The following is a 17,500-nucleotide window of genomic DNA, read 5'->3' as shown; positions in this document are numbered from 1 at the left end:
GTTTCGCATATCAATTTGAAACACCCTTACATTCAATCATTTAGACTTATAAAATTTACTTTCTTCTACAATATCACTGCGCTTAATGTTTCGAATTTCAAGATCAATCGTGAAATCCTCAAAGCCGACACGGTAAGGCGGAAGTTGATCTTCCCCACAGCTATTGCTGCCAAGTCCACTTTGCTTATAATCAATTGTCAGCACATTGTAAGGTGATTTTTTGATATTGCCAAGGTGCTTCGCTTCTTCAAGATTCTCTGTTGTATAGTCATGAATTGTGAAGTCGCGCTCTTCTTTTGATTGGATCAAAATGGACTTCTCCTCGTGAGACAATGCAAGGAATGATGTATCAGTTCTCGCACCATTTTCTTGAGGATACACATAATCCGTGTGCATATCTGCCACTGTTTTTTCATATAAACCGATGAGCTGACTACGTTTGCTATCTTGATAGCTTTCTCCATCCCCGCGACCAAACCATGTAACATGGTCAAACGACTCGTTCATATGAAGTTCAATTGCAATTCTCGGAAGCATCGGCGGAATTTCTTCACCACGAAGAACTTTTTCACCATTCAACTGGATTCGCAAGCTCCCATTTTCATTCACGACATAACGATAAGTAAGATCAAAGCCCCAAGCTTGGTTGACAGTTGAAAAATACTTTTTCACTTCTACGATAATTGCACCATCAACATGCTCATGTGAAAAGGATACAAGCACTTCCTTTGCTTGCTTCAAAAAGTACTTATTAATCCAATCATCCTTTTTGTACATATCATTATCAATAATTGCACGCCAAACCGTGAGTTCGGGACCTTTTTCAATTACTGCTTCTCCATTTACTTCGAAAGTTTCTAGCATTCCTTTAAATTTCGAAAAGACTGCCTTCATCGTTCCATTTTGTAATATTAACTCAAGCGGCGTTTCTTTTACTGCAATTGCATCTTGTACATCTTCAACTACGTTTTGCTTCGTCAATTTTGTTGCTGGAACTAGGAAGTTTTCCTTCGTAATTTCATGCCCTTTTTCAGCATATAGCGTATCTATCGGCTCTACATATTGAACGTAAATATATACATTATCTTCTGATTGGATACGATCAAATGCAAGTGGCAGCTGGATTTCATGTACTTCACCTGGTGCAATCTCAGGTAGCGTTACAGTCACTTCGTCGATTACTTTATCATAAGAAACCGCCTTGGCTTTTAATAAAATTCCTTCAAGATTACGGAAATCATAGCGATTTTCAATACGAATACGCCCTTGATCAGCATCAATTACTTCAGTTACAATCGGCTCGATGACTTTTTTGTACTCGTACAAACCTGGTGAAGGAGTACGATCAGGATAAACAAGTCCATCTATACAGAAGTTGCCGTTTGTTGGGAAGTCACCAAAATCTCCGCCATAACGATAATACACTTCTCCATTTTCATTGACCGTTTCAATTCCGTGGTCACACCATTCCCAAATAAAACCACCTTGCAGACGCGGATATTTACGCATTAACTGTTGATATTCTGTTAATCCACCAGGTCCATTCCCCATCGCATGACCATATTCACATAAAATATGTGGCTTGCAGCCTTCTGACCTTTTACCGATTTCCTCCAAGCGATTCAATCTTGTATACATGGTTGTGTACACGTCACTATAAGCAGCAACACGATCGCCTTCATAATGAACAAGTCTTCTATCATCAAGCTTTTTAATCGCCTGATACATCGCACCGAAATTGCGGCCAGCCCCTGACTCATTACCAAGCGACCACATAATAATACTTGGATGATTGCGGTCACGTTTCACCATACCAACCGCTCTCGCTACGTACTGCTTTTCCCAAAGTTCATTATCACTGATCCAGTTATAATCACCGCTATTTTCAAAGCCATGACATTCCAAATCAGCTTCATCAATGACATACAATCCATATTCATCACATAGATCGTAAAACTCATCCATATTCGGATAATGTGCTGTACGTACTGAATTCATATTGTATTGCTTCATCATTTCTACATCTTTACGCATATGCTCAACTGTGACAGTACGACCTGTTTTCGGATGAGAGTCATGACGATTAACACCATTAAAGAAAATTCTTTTGCCATTCACAGAAATTTGGTTGTCTATTATATCGATAGAACGGAAACCAAATCGAAGTGGAATCATTTCCTTCGTGCCATCCACAAGCTCGTATTCTACTAATAATGAGTATAAATAAGGTTCTTCAGCATTCCATAATTGAGGATGCTCAAAATGCTTTGACACAACAAACTCACCATTTGCCTCTGCATCAATAACAGCGACAACTTGCTTTTCACGATCAAGCACGGTCAATTGCACATTTTTATGCTCGTTTGAGAAAAATTCACCTGTTACTTTTAGGGTAAATCCAATGAAATCTTCATCCGCAATCGTATCAACATAAATATCTGCTAGAGTATCAGTCGTAACGGTATACAACTCTACACTTCTAAAAATACCTGATAGCCACCACATATCTTGATCTTCCAAATACGTACCATCAGAAAATTGATAGACGCGTACAGTAAGGCGGTTGCTGCCGTTTTCGATAAGATCAGTAATATCAAATTCAGATGGGAGACGAGAAATTTTACTAAAACCAGCATGCTCGCCATTTACATATAAATCAAAGGCAGAGTCGACACCGTTGAATTTTAAAATCGTCCGCTCCCCTGCTTTTTTCTCTAGCTCAATATCCTTAAAATAAATACCTGTTGGATTTTCATCTGGCACATACGGCGGATTGAGCGGGAATGGATATAATACATCTGTATAGTGCATCTTGCCATAGCCCTGTAGCTGCCAACATGAAGGTACTTCAATTGTTTCTAATGAAGAAATATCAAATCCCTTTTGCTCGAACCCTTCAGGCGAAAATTCAGGTGCCGGTAAAAATAGAAACGGCCATTCTCCATCGAGCAATCGGTAGCCTTTACTATTTTTCTTATCGAATGTGAAAGCTTCTTCCTTGTTTTCATAACGCCAAAAATTTGTATGAGCCGGAAGTTTATTTATATGAGTGAGATGGACATCTTCCCATCTTTTTAACGCTCTTTGCATTTCTTACCTCCAAGTGATAAACGTAGTAGAAGGGAAAACGCCAAGAGTTTTCCCGTTTGTCTGTTCTATTTAATCGAACCACTTACACCTTCCACAATATATTTCTGTGCAAAGAAGAAGACGAGCACAGGCGGAATAATCATGATGAGAGTGATCGACATGATTGGAATAATTTGCAAATCATGTACACCTTTAAAAGCAGCTAGCCCAAGAGCCAACGTATATTTTGATTGATCTTGCAAGAAGATTAACGGTCCTAAGTAATCATTCCAAACTAGCAATATATTTAGTACCGCAATCAAAATAAGTGGTGCCTTCATGATTGGAAGAAAAATTTTATAATAAATTTGAAATTCATTCGCACCATCAATACGCGCCGCATTTTCCATGTCCTTAGGAATATTCATCAAAAATTGACGCAATAAAAAGATGTAATAAGCGGAACCGAAAAAGGCTGGTACGATTAATGGCTTTAACGTATTAATCCATCCGAATAAATTAAACTGCATATATAGCGGGATCATCGTTACGTCCCACGGAATCATCATCGTTGATAATAAAATGACGAAAAGAATATTCTTATATTTAAAATCATATCGAGCAAAGCCGTAGGCAACGAGCGAGCACGAAAGCAACTGACCAAAAGTCGTCATTGTTGTTACGATAATTGAGTTTTTCAAGTAAGTGCCAAATGGCTGACTTGTCCACGCATCGATAAAATTATGAAATTGTGGAATTGCCGGGAAAATTTTAGGCGGAAACTGAGATACTTCCGCATTAGATTTTAATGCCGTTAAAAGCACCCAAATAAACGGAAAGAGGAAATATAATGAAAACAATATTAAAAACGTATAAATAACGGCTTTATATGTTCTTGAAATCTTCATGCTTTCTTCCCCTTTCCTTTTTGGACTTCTGTTTCATAAAACACCCATGCAGATGATGATTTAAAGATGATCATCGTTAAAATTAAGATGACAACAAACATGAACCACGCATTAGCACTTGCATATCCAAGCTTATGATGCTTAAACGCATTGTTGTACACGAATAGTCCATAGAAATACGTTGATTTCAACGGTCCGCCCCCTGTTAAAAGCAAAACGAGCGTAAGTTGCTGCAAGGCGTTAATGACCGAGGTAATAATGTTAAATAATAGAGTTGGTGTAATACTTGGTAGTGTAATATGGAAAAATTGTTTTACAGGTGATGCTCCGTCGATTGCCGCTGCTTCATAAAGCTCTGGCGGAATCCCTTTAATATCGGTATAGAAAATGAGCATCATCGTACCTACACCCCACGCACTTGCAATAACGATTGTAATAATTGCCCATTTTGGATCAATTAACCATTTCGGACCTTCAATACCAATAAATGAAAGTAAATAGTTCATAATCCCGTATTCAGAGTTGAAGATCCAGCCCCAAATAATCGAAATCGCCACACCAGAAACAACAGCTGGCAAGTAGAAAATGGTTCGAAACACTTTTATCCCACGAACACGTTGACTAATTAATAATGCAAGAACAAGTGCAATGATTAGATTTAGAGGAACAAAGATAGCAGCGAATTTAAAGGTAATGGTTAATGATTTATAAAATTGCGGATCATCCGTGAACATTTTGGTATAGTTTTCGAGACCAATAAACTTCGGTTCGCTCGTAATTGGCCAATCATATAAACTCATAACGAGTGAAAAAATGAGTGGACCAAGTGTAAAAACGATAATTCCAATGATCCAAGGGCTAATGAATAAATACGGCACTCTCTTTTTCACTAATTGAAATGATTTTTGTTTTTCCTTTGTTTTTACCATGGAAATACCCTCTTATTATTATTTGCTTAGGCTTAGTATCATTGTGACAAACGTTGCAAATAGATTAGAAAAGCGCAAGGCGCGCAGCTTTCGGCGACAAGCAAATGCTCTGAGACGTAAAAAGTTTTTTAGATTTTTAACAGCTCATGTTATTTGGCCTACAGTGAGTGCTGCCTTACGCTACACAGTAAATAATAGAACTAATAAAAAGCTTGTATTTTCTTTGCTTTCCAAAAAGATGGAAGGAAGTAACGGATTAAACTTTAGTTACTTCCTTCATATTTATATCTTCTTACTGAGCAGCATCATTTAAAGCTTTTTTCGGATTCATTAATGTGCTTGGATTGAAAATTTCTTCAAATACTAGGTTAAGATCATCAGCAACTGTACTCCAATCCTCGATACGGAAGGAAGATGGTGTAAAGCCTTCACTATTCTCAAGCATAGAATAGAACACGCCTTTTATTGGATCTTCATTTAGTTTCTCTTGCTCTACAACTGTTTTTAAAACAGGAAGCTCATAATTAATTCTCGCTTTATTCGCTTCTTCGCCTGTCCAGAATTTCATAAATTCAAAGGCAGCATCTTTATTTTTTGAGTCTTTTGACATCGCAAGTCCTGATGAACTGATAACACTTACACTTTTATTTCCTTCAAAATGTGGAACCTCTACAACACCAAAATTAATACCAGCATTTTTGAATGTATCAATATACCAGGCTCCATTGATGAACATACCAACTTTTCCAGTTTTCATTTCATCAGTACCTGATTTTTCAGAAGCAAGTGCAATTTTGTCTTTCTCCATTTTTTGGAACATATCAAAAACTTCAATTGATTTTGGAGAATTCAAATTACCTTCAAGTTCACCATTTTTATCAGAGTAAGCTGCTCCATTGCCCCAAAGGTACATTTCAAAATCATAAGGATCTGGCTTTCCAGAAAATACGAAGCCTGTTGTACCTTTAGCTGAATCTGTTAATTGTGCAGCAACCTTTTGGAAATCATCCCATGTCCAATCCCCTGTAGGATATGGAAGTCCTTTCGCATCAAAAAGATCTTTATTGTAATAAACAACATGTGTTGTATAACCAACCGGAAGACCAAGAACCTTGTCATCTGCTGAATTATAATTCCATAAAGCTTCATAGAAATTATCTTTATAACCAGCTCCTGCACCCTCGATATAAGAATCAAGTGGCTCAAGTGCATCTTTGTATTGCGGATAGTTCCACATATACATTACATCTGGTGCATCCTTAGAGCCCATTCCTGCAGCGATTTTTGTATCGTATTCGGAACCATATGCTTCTAATTTGACTTGGATATCAGAATGCTCTTTGTTGAACTTATCCACTAACTGTTTTTGCAAATCAAGGCTATCCTCAGAATCCCACGTCGCAAAACGAATCAGCGTCTTTCCATCTTTCGTCTTGCCAGTATTACTATCTGAGCTTGAACCACATGCAGACAGCGTTAAGATTGAGAAAATTACAAGTAAAACGAAAATACTCTTTGTGCGAAATTTACTTTTCATCTGATTTCCCCCTTCGTTTGATTCGATTATAAAACAGGTTTTTACTAAATGTAAAGGTTTTATTTCATAGTTTTACTAAAAATATTAAACCTTTAAAACCTTGGAATTTTAAGAACGTTAGAGAAAAAGCAAACGTTATCTTAGGTGTTTTCCAAGTAAATAAAGGTTTAACGCAAATTTTCGATATGAATTAAAAAAGAGATCTTTTAGGAAAATAATTGGAAACGTCACCATTTTTACTAAAATGTACCATGTGAAGAACGAGCATTTTTACTAATATTTAGTCACAGTTCACTATGAGCACTGAACATACCAACAATCTTAAATTTTCATCATTTCCCATTAGAACCAATCTTCATCATTTAAATCAAAACCTCATCAATTATCATAAAATTCCCTTGAACATTTAGATTATTCATATAAGCATCTAAAACATTCATATCCATTTTTTTCATCGCCTTATATATCAAGGTTTAATGCAATATCACATTGTCCCTTTACTTAAAAAACATAGATTTATAATTAGTCATTCAAGAGAGACTAGGAAAATAAGAAATTTAAGGTAGATAAACCAGTGTGACGACAATAAAAAAACGCTCAGATATCAAAAATCTGAGCGTATCTTAGTACATATTCAATACCAAAATTTTTTAAAGTATTTTACTTCTTAATAACATTACAATCTTTAATAATTGCTTATTACCAAAGACTTCCGTAACTAGAGTTAAAAATCTCTTTTTAGTACTTCGTAGAAAGAAATGATATTGTCCTCGCTGCCATTCATTATCCTCTTATAGACTTTATCAATAGGAAAAAATCTCACTTCTTCATCTTTCAAATGAATGATCTTCCCATCACCAAATACCTCTTCTTCTACCCAGCATAGTTTAGGATTCACATATTTCTTTAGCAGTTGACCTAAATAACTGCCCCAAATCAATGACATGGAATAAATTTGATTTTCAGTAGGCATGGTTTTAGTCATTTTTCTTAGTAGATTTTTAAGCAAATTTCCTTTTAAATCTTTAGAATAAAAATCTAATATTTCTTCCAAATCTTTTATATCATCTTCAGAGTATGTAAATGATTTACCAAAAGTCTTAGCATACTCAACTGCTTGTTCACTCATATTTTGATATCTTCACTAATGCCATCGTTCATGGAATTTCTCCCCTTAATTTAACTTCATTATTTAATATTTGACTTAGTTGAAGAGAAAAAAGCAGCAAAAATAGAGCAGAAAACTATTGTGGCACGAGCGTGAATTAGTAAAAATCCCCACAATAATATATTATACTACCAATAAAAAAAATTTAAGAATTTATTCTCCTAACCTATTATCCGGATTAATGCTTATTTTTCATGATATTTAGTTCATTCGGATTTTTATGTATTTGAAAATGTACAAACCGATTAATTGAGCTGAGATCGATTAAATACTTTTTTTACTTTTAAGAAAAAAGCATTATCTTTTAGACAAATTTTTGGTTCTTACTATAATCCCATTATTATAATGGTAATATGGAAATATTATGAAATAATGAGGGGAGGAAAATTAAAAGATCAATCTTATAGTTTTATTTTCAAGATTACTCAAATTTAAGTAGATTTAAATGAGGAGTAGATAATCCCATGATCGAACAACTTCTTGACCAATCAAGTATAATTGTTGCTGCCCATCGTGGATATAGTTCAAAATATCCTGAAAATACATTATTGGCGTTCCAAAAAGCTGTTGAAACTGGAGTGGATATGATTGAGTTTGATCTCCGAATATCGAAAGACAACGAAGTTGTAATCATACATGACCAGACGGTGGATCGGACGACGAATGGTTCGGGTAAAGTACGTGATTTTACATTAAAAGAATTAAAAGAATTGGATGCAGGCAATGGACAAAGGATTCCAACATTAGATGAATTTTGCGAATGGCTTCAACCTTATTCCGATATACTTTTAAACGTTGAAATCAAGCGATGTGGTACCGCTATCGAGGTTGCTGATCGCGCAATAGAGATACTAAAGAAGTATGATTTCCTTGATAGGTGTGTATTTACAAGCTTCGATGCAAATATTGTTGCGTATATTAATGATAAATATCAATTTAAAACACAAGGATTCCCAGATAAGCAAATGTCCAACTATATTCTAGGTGACAATGGAACCTTTTCAAAATTATGGGCCATTGGGATTGATATGAACCTTCTGAATCCAGAAATAGTTCAACGCTACAAGACATCTGGAAAATTGGCATGGTGTTTTTGTCCAGACGATGCGGAACAAGTTAAATATTCATTAGATTGCGGTATAACACTAATGACATGCAATAATCCGGTTCCAGCGTTAGAGTATATTGAAAAAATAAAAAATGTGTAAATTGATAACTATGATAGATACTACTGAACAGTAGTTCATCAGAAACTACCGAGTTGGACGACTTTAAAGAGTTGAAAGGGTTGCTTGATAAGAATGATTTGAATAAGTTCCATGTTCTAAGTACTGAAGATTACTGTAAAATAATTAGTCCCAAATTTAAGGTAAAATATTAATCTAAGTTACCTTTACTAAAGGTAATAAAAAGAGCAGATGCTGATTCACCTGATCAGTGCAACTACAAGCCGTAAAAGGACGACTGGGCCATATTTCAAGCAGAAAAAATAGAGTAACATACCCTATCTGTTGGATTGGAGAGGGCAGTTACTTTTTTTATTTGTGTCCAACTTTACCAATTTTATTAAACTATTTAACTCCTATACTTTCATTTCTTTGTCTTTGCTTTATTTTTGCATCCATAAGTATGTTTCTTTATAATTTACTAAGTCTAACAAACGAGAAGGGAGCGTACTTATGAATAGACTACTCATCATATTATTAAGTGTGATTTTGCTGACTGCATGTACTAGCAAAAAAGAAAAAGCACAAGAAGCTAACAATATTAATGAAAATAAGGTTGAAGTCACACAAACATCTGAGCCAGAGGATAATCAAAAAGATAATACGAAAAACACTGAGGGGCCTGAGAAAAAATCAGATGAAACTACAGTTGAAAGTGTCGGTAATGAAGACTATGCAGAATTGGCAGCAGTGTTCAAGAAAATTGGCAGTGATGAATACGAGAAGGTCATTGAAACAGATAATCCGAATAAAAGAGTGATTTTTTTAGAGGATCAAAATCATAACAAAAAATTTAAAAGCATCTATATTAAGCATGAAAATCGTTTAAAATTGATTGATTTAGAGAATGACCAATTGATAATAAATGAAGTTTTATAACATTAACAGCTCTGCCACATGACTGAACTTAGTTATTTATTAATTTCCAGGTCTGCAATAAACAGTAACATCATGATACATAGGAATTTACCTACTTTCCACTTAATATAAATTAAATATATTTTTTGGCTAATTTAATAGAACAGCAGGAGTAGAATATACTAATTATATTCTCCCCCTGCCCTAGTATCTTTCGTCACTCTAATCAACATGCGTTCTCTCCGCCCATTCCTCCCATAAATTCTTCATTTTCTCAACTTTATCTGGACGTACGGTAGTACTCCTTCACGCAATACTTCAGCAATCGTCACACATTTTCCTCTACACCGCCAAAAGAGGATATTGAGGTATTCGTTTTTCTATACAACCTTATGATAAAACCGGTGTATAAAGTCTTTTGATACCTAGGTAACTACTACAAACTCCATACTTCCGACCTAAAAAAATACCAATTATTTACATTTTATACATCTTTTTGTACAATTTTATATTTAATATTATGTAATCGCTTTCAATACGTTTCAATATTTTCCAAAAAGGGAAATTTAAAAGAAAAAAAGGAGGGTGAATTTGCGCCAAGTTGACTTCTTAGACTATGAACTTCGTCGATTAAGGTTTGATTTTGATAAATGTAACTCTCCTCATATAAAAAAACAAATATATTTAGATATAGATTTGTTACATCAAGCATTACAAAAATTAAAAAATCAAAAATAAAAATTCAAAAGGAGAATTGAAAAATAACATGAAAGTTTTGTCGAATGAATCGCTTTTAGAAACAATTAAAAAAGCGAAGAAACTCCAACTGGATTCAGATTTTATTAAATTACTGGAGTTTGAGATTGAAAGGCGAAATATCTCTGATACCAAAAAGTTTTATTCATGAACCACTTCCCCGCTACTCAAAAAGGTGGAGAGTAATTCCCAGACTCCGAAATGGATTCTGGGAATTACTGCTTTGTAATCAAGGAGTACTCTAAGTGAAAAACTTACAGATTTCCCACATATTCTTACTGCTACAACTCAATTATCCCTTCCTTCATATTGACCCGTATGTTTTGAATCGCACCTGTACGCCATTTCTTTACTGCAGACAATGATACACCTTCCTTATCGGCAATTTCTTGTGTACTCATTCCAAAATAGAAAGTAGCGATTACCCACCCTCTCTGCCTCTCAGTCAATCCTTTACAGTAGGCATCCAACTGTTCTAACTCCAGTGCCTCCACCTTATTTTCATCAACTGACATTTCCCAAAAAGCATCATCTGGATACACAACTCTCTCTTCATCCCGATTCATTTTCGTCATTTCAGTCTGCATCCGACCTTTAATATATGAATACGCAAATGTGGAAAATTTTCCCCTCTCCTCATGGAAACGTTGCTTTGCATCCCACAAAGCAATCAAACCTGTTTGATAAAATTCCTCCCGATTCTTATAAATTCCCAACGACTTCATTACGTGAAAAATCATTCGCTCATACATATTAACCAATTCATAAAAACATTCTCTTTCCATTCCGTTTCCTTCCTGGAAAGCGCGCTTTCTATTGTTTTCTCGAGTACCTTAAAGATAGTAAGAATAAACAATTGAAGCGAATGAACGTTTTATCAAAAATAACGCAATTTCACAATGTCATATCCAAAATCATCTTAATTTTTCAATTTTCTCTAGGCGATTTTTGTAAAATAGTATGATTTGCTTTATCGATTTTTTAATTTTATATCTCTAAAAGTAGAAAATGACTGAATCCAATAGGATTCAGCCTTGAAAATAACTGCATTTCTGAAAAATAAAAGAATCATATCACCCATAGTTTCTTCTATCTCAATTTCTGTTAACATAGAATCTACAAAAAAAAGACTTAATTACTAGAAGGTAGAAAACACCTTTATAATCTAATTCTCATAAATTTAAAAATACGACGACTCCATTATAAAATGTTCTCCCAGGTAATATGTGGATAAAAAAGAAAAATCGAAAATGATTTTGTATTAACTTTTCAAATAAGAAAAAGATTGATATTTAGAGTTTCTATGGAAAGTCCTACAAAATGTAAAGCAAAATTATCTTAATTTTTTCTACAAGATACGCCATTATTTAAAGTGGTTTCTAAAAAAACAAAAAAATAAAAGGACCTTATCCAATTCCCTCAGAAAGACCCCCAATAACTTTCGATATTCACCTTTAAACTATCTTCTATTCCTATAGCATATTATGCTTTTTCTTTGATAATATTTTCAGTTGATTAATAATCTTTTGTTCTACTTCAACATCATTATCTAAAAGAACACCATACAAAAATTCCCCTATATGCGTTTCTTTCCACCTAAAATGCCCGGATACTAAAAAATCCATTTCCTCCAAAGTGAATTTTACTCTTACCCTTACCATATCCCGATTCTGGGGTATGTTTAATTCGGTTGAGAACATTAACCCATGAGGACTGATATTATGAATTTCTGCATTTCCGAAATGACTTACTCTGTCTAGATCACTTTCTAATGCAAGATTAAATTCACACGGAAGAGGCGGTGAAAAGGTGTAGCGAAACGCCTCGTGGCGATTGCTTATCATACATTTACCTCCAAGTTTATTAAAATATCATTCAAATACTACAACCTGATTTCGGCCATTCGTCTTGGCTCTATACAATGCAGAGTCAACTCGATTAATTAATTTCTGTATTTCTTCTCCATTATACTGTGCTATCCCTATACTAATCGTAACTTTAATAGGTGTACAATTATAATCAAAAGATGTTTCGTCAATCACTCTTCTTAATCTATTAGCTACTGATTCAGCTGTTTTAATAGAGGTTTCCGGCAGAAAGATAGCGAACTCCTCACCACCAATTCGAAAAAATATATCTAAACCTCTTATTTGATTATTTATGATTCTCGTTAATCCCTTTAAAATATGGTCTCCACACGGATGCCCATATTGATCATTAATCATTTTAAAATGATCAATATCAAAATAGATTAATTGAAATGATTTACCCGATTTTTCATATTCTGATACGGAACTTTCTAAAAAAAGATCAAAATACCTTCGATTATAAATTCCTGTAAGTGGATCGTGAATGACCAAATCATGTAATTGATCAGTCATTATTTTAACTTTTATCCTATAATAAGCAACGCTAAATAGTATGATTGCATTTACTAATGGATTCATAATTAATACTTTTAACCGTACTGCACTTGAATCACCAATATCTAAGAAATAATACTGAGTAAATATTTCAACACATATATATCCCAATATTGTAATGATTGCTATAGCTCGTTTTGGGTATGTGATTATAATAAGAAACCCGGGTATAAAGAGAAGAGACCATAAAAAGTTATATGCTTCATCATTAAAAAATAATAGTGCAAGAATAATAGGTAAAAAAGAAGTAAAAATAATAATTCCTAGTATTTTATACTTGTGCATTTGTATTCCTTTCATATTTAGAGAAACAAAAAAATCCATTTAATGTTTTTTAAAAAAAGTATAAATGTCCGTAATAATGAATCTACAATCAGGAACGATTGGATTTTTACGAATCTTTACCGTAAGTGTATTTACAAGCTTAGCAATTATATCACGGTCTTTTTCTTCTATTATAAATTCCATCCCATAGCTGTATACATCATCATTTAATTCCTTCATCCATACAAGCTTTCCTATAAATTCAATGTTTTCACCTAGTATTTCAGTTTCCATACTTATAATCATATCGGGTCTTACAGCCATCTTGATGTCAGAGATGAAACTTAATCCGCCTATACTAACATCTTGAATGAGGACCTCTGTTTTCCCTAATGTAACATCCCGACCCATAAACTTAATTATAGTCATATCCGCTAATAGAGGATGAACTAAATTTAGTCGAAAAAATTTACGTCTATTTTCTATTTCTTTATTAAGTTTGCTCGTTTGTGCATTAATTTTAATTTTTCCTTTTTTGAGTAATTCTTTAAATTCTGCAGCTTTAACTGGTCTACTATAGAGATATCCTTGAACTTGATTACATTTGAGGTCACGAAGAAATCGTAATTGTTCTTCTGTTTCTACCCCTTCTGCAATGACATTAATATTAAGGCTTTGAATTAAATTTATAATCCCTTTTACGACTAATTCATCTTGCTTATTTTCACCAATTTCTTTAATAAAGGCACGATCTATCTTAATCGTATCCACCTTGAATTGCTTTAAGTAAGAAAGTGCTGAGTATCCTGTTCCAAAGTCATCTAAAGATACTTTTAATCCTAAATCACTTAATTGATGGATAACGTCAACCGCCAGTTCTTCATTTTCCATTAAAGAAGTTTCGGTAATTTCAATTTCTAAATATTGTGTATCTAATTGATTCTCTAACAAAATTTTTTCAATGTTTTTAACAAATTCTTTTTGCATAAACCTTTTAGCAGATATATTTACTGCAATAGGAACGATGTTCAATCCCTCTTCTTGCCATTTTTTATTCTGCTTGCAAGCCGTTTCCTTCACCCACTTACCAATAGGTATAATTAACCCCGCATCTTCGGCTAATGTGATAAATTCATTCGGTGACACGAGATCCCAAACAGGGTGATTCCAACGTATAAGTGCTTCAGCACCTACAATTCGATTGGTATGTATATCAATTTTGGGTTGGTAATATAATTCAAACTCTTCCATGCCCATTGCTTTATGCAGACTATTTTCAATGGAAAAAGCTTTGAATGTCTTAATATCTCTTATAGAGCTGTATGCTTTATATTGATTTTTACCGTCTTCCTTGGCGAGGTTTAATGCAATATCTGCACTTTTCATCAGAGCTTGAGTATCTTCTCCGTCCTCAGGAAAATTACAGAGCCCAATACTAGCAGTAATAAATAGTTCATATTCATTAATAAAAAAGGGTACTCCTATAGACTCAATGATCTTATGGGCTACACTTATTGAATTTTCTAACCTAGTATTTGGTATCAAAATTGAAAATTCATCTCCGCCTATTCGTGCCAAGAACCAGTCTTCTTGTATGCATTCTTGCAAACGGTTTGATATTTGCATTAGTAACTGATCACCTATTGCAGGGCCAAGAGTATCATTTATATTTTTAAAACGGTCCAATCCTATATACATGACAACGAATTTTTGTTGTAAAGCATTGGAAATAATAACGTTATTTTCTAGTTCCTCTTCGAACTTAAATCTATTAGGAAGTTTAGTTAATTGGTCATAAAAGGCCAAATAATAGTTATTTTTCTCCATTTGTATACGATCTGTAATATCCCTACCAATGATAATAAGGGCTTTTTTACGGCCATCAGAATGAAATATTGGTTTAGATATTAAATCAAGAGTCACTTTCTTGCCATCATGACTTATAAAACTTATCTCGCTCCTATCCAATACTTGTAATTTCCATACACTTTGATCATATTCATAACGCGAAAAGAATAATTCGCTAAATTTTGATTTGATTCTAGCAATTTCAATAGAAGTTTTTCCTAAATACTGAGATTCCTCTAACCCAAAAAGGGAATAAGCATATTGGTTTGCATTAATCCAACGATCTTGTCCATCCTTAATAATTATTAGATCAGGAAAAGTGTTAAGCAATGTTTCTAACTTTTCATCGGTGTCAAATAAATCGTGGCAATCAATTTCCTCAACTTGAGCTTTCAACATAATCACCTCATCTTAAAAATAAATAAAAAAACTCTTTTTCGGGACCGAAAAAGAGTTTTTTTGTATAAGTTTTTCGGTAACTGGCTGGCATCGTGTAAAGTTTACACATTAGCCCCTTTAGCTTTGCGTCATCATTTTTCAATGATTTTGCCTTTTTCGTATAATATTTTTTATAGCCACAAAAAATAGGAATAAAGAACCACATCCTTTCCATATTAACATATTTTTCCCTTTTTGTGTCTATAATTTGAAAAAATATATAATTTTAATTATGATAAAATTTTTTTATTTCCTAATCTCCTTTTAAATATTTTTTTATTCTCAATGTCTAGATTTTTTTATTTGAATACACTACAACTATTGAGTTAAAACATATAGAAAACCCTTCGACACAATTTCCAACGTCAAAGGGGCTCTCTAAAACTTTCTTTATTTTTTTTACCTACCTATATACGAATCTTACTTTTCCTCGTATATCTTTATCACAAAAAAAGTTATTTTCGATTATTTTTATCCCGTTCTCTATTCCTAGTCTTAATAACATATGTATAATGTTTCCTATCCGGATCCCGAACAATCTGAATGGAATTTGCCTCCTTATTAAAGTAATGCTCACCGTTTGTTCTGTTTTCTATGATATTTTTCAATTTATGTGCCCTACTGACCTTCCTATCAAAACTTCCAAAACTACTTTCTATGTTAATCCCATTTCCATCATGAAACATTACCCTCAACGACTTGGTACCAATTGGATAATAGTTTTTAATATGATTAATGGAAAACCAGACATTGTCATCATGTTTAATAGATTTTATCGGAAACCAATACATCCCTAACTTCCCGCTAACCTTGACCGGCGGCGTACTAATATTTCCTAAAACACTCCTTGCCCCTTCTATAGCACCCTGAAGACTATGGCCGTAAAAATTAATACTATTTTCAACAATGGAGAGCGGACTTTCTTTAACCTCATAGACTTCATCGCCTTCAAGTACTAAGGAACACAAACTCCCAAACTTATCATATTTGTTTAAAATTACTTTCGTATCCACATTAATTATATATCGGTCTACTACAATCATAATTCGTTCCTCCCTTTTTCATAGGTCTTTCTTTTTTTATCAAAAGGAGTATACTTAAAATAATTGGTATACTCCAATGCAAAAACCCTTGGATTTCGTCCTGCAAGACTAAACAATCCAAGGGTTTTAATATGTATAATCGATCACACTTACCTCACCTCCCTTGCAACCGTAAACATTCCGCCAATTGAACGATATTCTATTATAAAAAAATGATAAGCCACTTTTATCAGTCACCTGCACCTGCAAACGTATACAACTCTAGCTATAATATTGGAATTCATCATAATCCCCAAGTCCACTAAATATAATGGAATATGTACAGAAAATGGTTTTAATCATATGAATATACTAAAAATTCAAATTTTACTTAGTCTATATTCCTGGTACTATTGACCTACATTATACACCATATAAAATATATGTCTAATTTTGTATTTTTTTCATATACTTTTTTTCATTAACAGTTAATTATTGTGTCAAAATATGAGACAATGTTGTTTAAAAGATCATCTATGAAAATTGATCATCTTCGAAATTATAATAAATGATTGATAGGAGTAGAGGATATATGAAGCCATTGCCAATAGACGGAAAAGCATTTTGGATTAAAGTGAAGGGGCTAGATATAGAAATTTTCTGTACCGTTCATGATGACCATGTATTAAGTTTTGCCACCTATTACTACTATGACGAGGATAGCTTCGATGGTATGCATGAGGAACCAATTTTGGGAAGAAAAGGAGTCATTCCTTCTGTAAACGCAGCAATCAACGGATCTGTGACGAACTTATTTAAAGAGATGAAAAAACAAGGATTTAAAGTTTGGCAAGCCGAAAATCCAAACACAAAACAAACTGCAACCATAAATTTCTTTGGACCTGTAAAAAAATAACCTAATAGTAGATGCCCAGATTTGATGTGCACCCCAAAAGTTAGAGTCAAAATCTAACTTTTGGGGTGTTTTTTATGGTTAAATATGCGGATAACTTTAAGGCGATGGTAGTGAATGAATACCTCAAAGGGACGCTTG

Annotated in this window: 15 protein-coding genes and 1 riboswitch; of the genes, 5 read left to right on the top strand and 10 right to left on the bottom strand. The window is 33.7% G+C overall.

Going from position 1 to position 17,500, the window contains the following annotated elements:
• Positions 1–36: 36 nt before the first annotated feature.
• From MT489_RS08075 to MT489_RS08055, 5 genes are all read right to left on the bottom strand, one after another.
• On the bottom strand, positions 37–3,090 hold the full coding sequence (locus tag MT489_RS08075) for a glycoside hydrolase family 2 TIM barrel-domain containing protein (RefSeq protein WP_244681028.1): 3,054 nt from the start codon (positions 3,088–3,090) through the stop codon (positions 37–39).
• 65 nt (positions 3,091–3,155) lie between these two features.
• Positions 3,156–3,977, bottom strand: a complete 822-nt coding sequence (locus MT489_RS08070; protein ID WP_244681027.1) for a carbohydrate ABC transporter permease — start codon at positions 3,975–3,977, stop codon at positions 3,156–3,158.
• Positions 3,974–4,906: a carbohydrate ABC transporter permease gene (locus tag MT489_RS08065; RefSeq protein WP_244681026.1), complete on the bottom strand. Its 933-nt coding sequence runs from the start codon at positions 4,904–4,906 to the stop codon at positions 3,974–3,976. Before MT489_RS08065 ends, MT489_RS08070 begins: the two co-directional genes overlap by 4 nt.
• 292 nt (positions 4,907–5,198) lie before the next feature.
• Positions 5,199–6,443: an ABC transporter substrate-binding protein gene (locus tag MT489_RS08060; protein WP_244681025.1), complete on the bottom strand. Its 1,245-nt coding sequence runs from the start codon at positions 6,441–6,443 to the stop codon at positions 5,199–5,201.
• Between the two features lie 724 nt (positions 6,444–7,167).
• A complete protein-coding gene (locus tag MT489_RS08055) occupies positions 7,168–7,572 on the bottom strand; it encodes a hypothetical protein (protein ID WP_244681024.1) in 405 nt (134 codons plus the stop codon).
• Between the two features lie 503 nt (positions 7,573–8,075).
• On the opposite strand from MT489_RS08055, the gene MT489_RS08050 reads away from it, so the two are divergent.
• From MT489_RS08050 to MT489_RS08035, 4 genes are all read left to right on the top strand, one after another.
• Positions 8,076–8,819 carry a glycerophosphodiester phosphodiesterase family protein gene (locus MT489_RS08050; RefSeq protein WP_244681023.1) on the top strand — a complete coding sequence of 248 codons (744 nt, stop codon included), beginning with the start codon at positions 8,076–8,078 and terminating at the stop codon, positions 8,817–8,819.
• Between the two features lie 471 nt (positions 8,820–9,290).
• Positions 9,291–9,716, top strand: coding sequence for a hypothetical protein (locus MT489_RS08045; protein ID WP_244681022.1), 426 nt, complete (start codon positions 9,291–9,293; stop codon positions 9,714–9,716).
• Positions 9,717–10,286: 570 nt separating this feature from the next.
• Positions 10,287–10,433 (top strand): hypothetical protein, encoded by a 147-nt coding sequence (locus MT489_RS08040; protein ID WP_244681021.1) that lies wholly within the window; start codon positions 10,287–10,289, stop codon positions 10,431–10,433.
• Positions 10,434–10,461: 28 nt separating this feature from the next.
• A complete protein-coding gene (locus tag MT489_RS08035; protein ID WP_244681020.1) occupies positions 10,462–10,602 on the top strand; it encodes a sporulation histidine kinase inhibitor Sda in 141 nt (46 codons plus the stop codon).
• Positions 10,603–10,732: 130 nt separating this feature from the next.
• On the opposite strand, the gene MT489_RS08030 is transcribed toward MT489_RS08035, so the two are convergent.
• The 5 genes from MT489_RS08030 to MT489_RS08010 form a co-directional block, all read right to left on the bottom strand.
• The gene (locus tag MT489_RS08030) at positions 10,733–11,236 is read right to left on the bottom strand and encodes a sigma-70 family RNA polymerase sigma factor (protein ID WP_244681019.1); all 504 of its coding nucleotides are present in this window, start codon (positions 11,234–11,236) and stop codon (positions 10,733–10,735) included.
• A 687-nt stretch (positions 11,237–11,923) separates the two neighbouring features.
• Positions 11,924–12,295, bottom strand: a complete 372-nt coding sequence (locus MT489_RS08025; RefSeq protein WP_244681018.1) for a PilZ domain-containing protein — start codon at positions 12,293–12,295, stop codon at positions 11,924–11,926.
• 27 nt (positions 12,296–12,322) lie between these two features.
• Positions 12,323–13,159, bottom strand: a complete 837-nt coding sequence (locus tag MT489_RS08020; RefSeq protein ID WP_244681017.1) for a GGDEF domain-containing protein — start codon at positions 13,157–13,159, stop codon at positions 12,323–12,325.
• A gap of 39 nt (positions 13,160–13,198) precedes the next feature.
• On the bottom strand, positions 13,199–15,385 hold the full coding sequence (locus tag MT489_RS08015) for an EAL domain-containing protein (RefSeq protein WP_244681016.1): 2,187 nt from the start codon (positions 15,383–15,385) through the stop codon (positions 13,199–13,201).
• Between the two features lie 72 nt (positions 15,386–15,457).
• A riboswitch (cyclic di-GMP riboswitch) is annotated at positions 15,458–15,547 on the bottom strand.
• A gap of 332 nt (positions 15,548–15,879) precedes the next feature.
• Entirely contained in the window at positions 15,880–16,467 is a 588-nt protein-coding gene (locus tag MT489_RS08010) for a competence protein ComK (RefSeq protein WP_244681015.1), read from the bottom strand.
• Between the two features lie 571 nt (positions 16,468–17,038).
• On the opposite strand from MT489_RS08010, the gene MT489_RS08005 reads away from it, so the two are divergent.
• Positions 17,039–17,362: a hypothetical protein gene (locus MT489_RS08005; RefSeq protein WP_244681014.1), complete on the top strand. Its 324-nt coding sequence runs from the start codon at positions 17,039–17,041 to the stop codon at positions 17,360–17,362.
• Positions 17,363–17,500 lie beyond the last annotated feature (138 nt).

It is taken from the genome of Lederbergia wuyishanensis, assembly GCF_022900255.1.
GTDB lineage: Bacteria > Bacillota > Bacilli > Bacillales > Bacillaceae_C > Lederbergia > Lederbergia wuyishanensis.
The sequence above is the reverse complement of the archived record's forward strand: the minus strand, read 5'-3'. Positions and strand labels throughout refer to the sequence as shown.

Coding starts and splice junctions, on each gene's coding strand:
- MT489_RS08050 (WP_244681023.1), top strand. CDS start 8,076: ATGATCGAACAACTTCTTGACCAATCAAGTATAATTGTTGCTGCCCAT.
- MT489_RS08055 (WP_244681024.1), bottom strand. CDS start 7,572: ATGAGTGAACAAGCAGTTGAGTATGCTAAGACTTTTGGTAAATCATTT.
- MT489_RS08030 (WP_244681019.1), bottom strand. CDS start 11,236: ATGGAAAGAGAATGTTTTTATGAATTGGTTAATATGTATGAGCGAATG.
- MT489_RS08010 (WP_244681015.1), bottom strand. CDS start 16,467: ATGATTGTAGTAGACCGATATATAATTAATGTGGATACGAAAGTAATT.
- MT489_RS08070 (WP_244681027.1), bottom strand. CDS start 3,977: ATGAAGATTTCAAGAACATATAAAGCCGTTATTTATACGTTTTTAATA.
- MT489_RS08005 (WP_244681014.1), top strand. CDS start 17,039: ATGAAGCCATTGCCAATAGACGGAAAAGCATTTTGGATTAAAGTGAAG.
- MT489_RS08045 (WP_244681022.1), top strand. CDS start 9,291: ATGAATAGACTACTCATCATATTATTAAGTGTGATTTTGCTGACTGCA.
- MT489_RS08060 (WP_244681025.1), bottom strand. CDS start 6,443: ATGAAAAGTAAATTTCGCACAAAGAGTATTTTCGTTTTACTTGTAATT.
- MT489_RS08065 (WP_244681026.1), bottom strand. CDS start 4,906: ATGGTAAAAACAAAGGAAAAACAAAAATCATTTCAATTAGTGAAAAAG.
- MT489_RS08035 (WP_244681020.1), top strand. CDS start 10,462: ATGAAAGTTTTGTCGAATGAATCGCTTTTAGAAACAATTAAAAAAGCG.
- MT489_RS08020 (WP_244681017.1), bottom strand. CDS start 13,159: ATGCACAAGTATAAAATACTAGGAATTATTATTTTTACTTCTTTTTTA.
- MT489_RS08075 (WP_244681028.1), bottom strand. CDS start 3,090: ATGCAAAGAGCGTTAAAAAGATGGGAAGATGTCCATCTCACTCATATA.
- MT489_RS08015 (WP_244681016.1), bottom strand. CDS start 15,385: ATGTTGAAAGCTCAAGTTGAGGAAATTGATTGCCACGATTTATTTGAC.
- MT489_RS08025 (WP_244681018.1), bottom strand. CDS start 12,295: ATGATAAGCAATCGCCACGAGGCGTTTCGCTACACCTTTTCACCGCCT.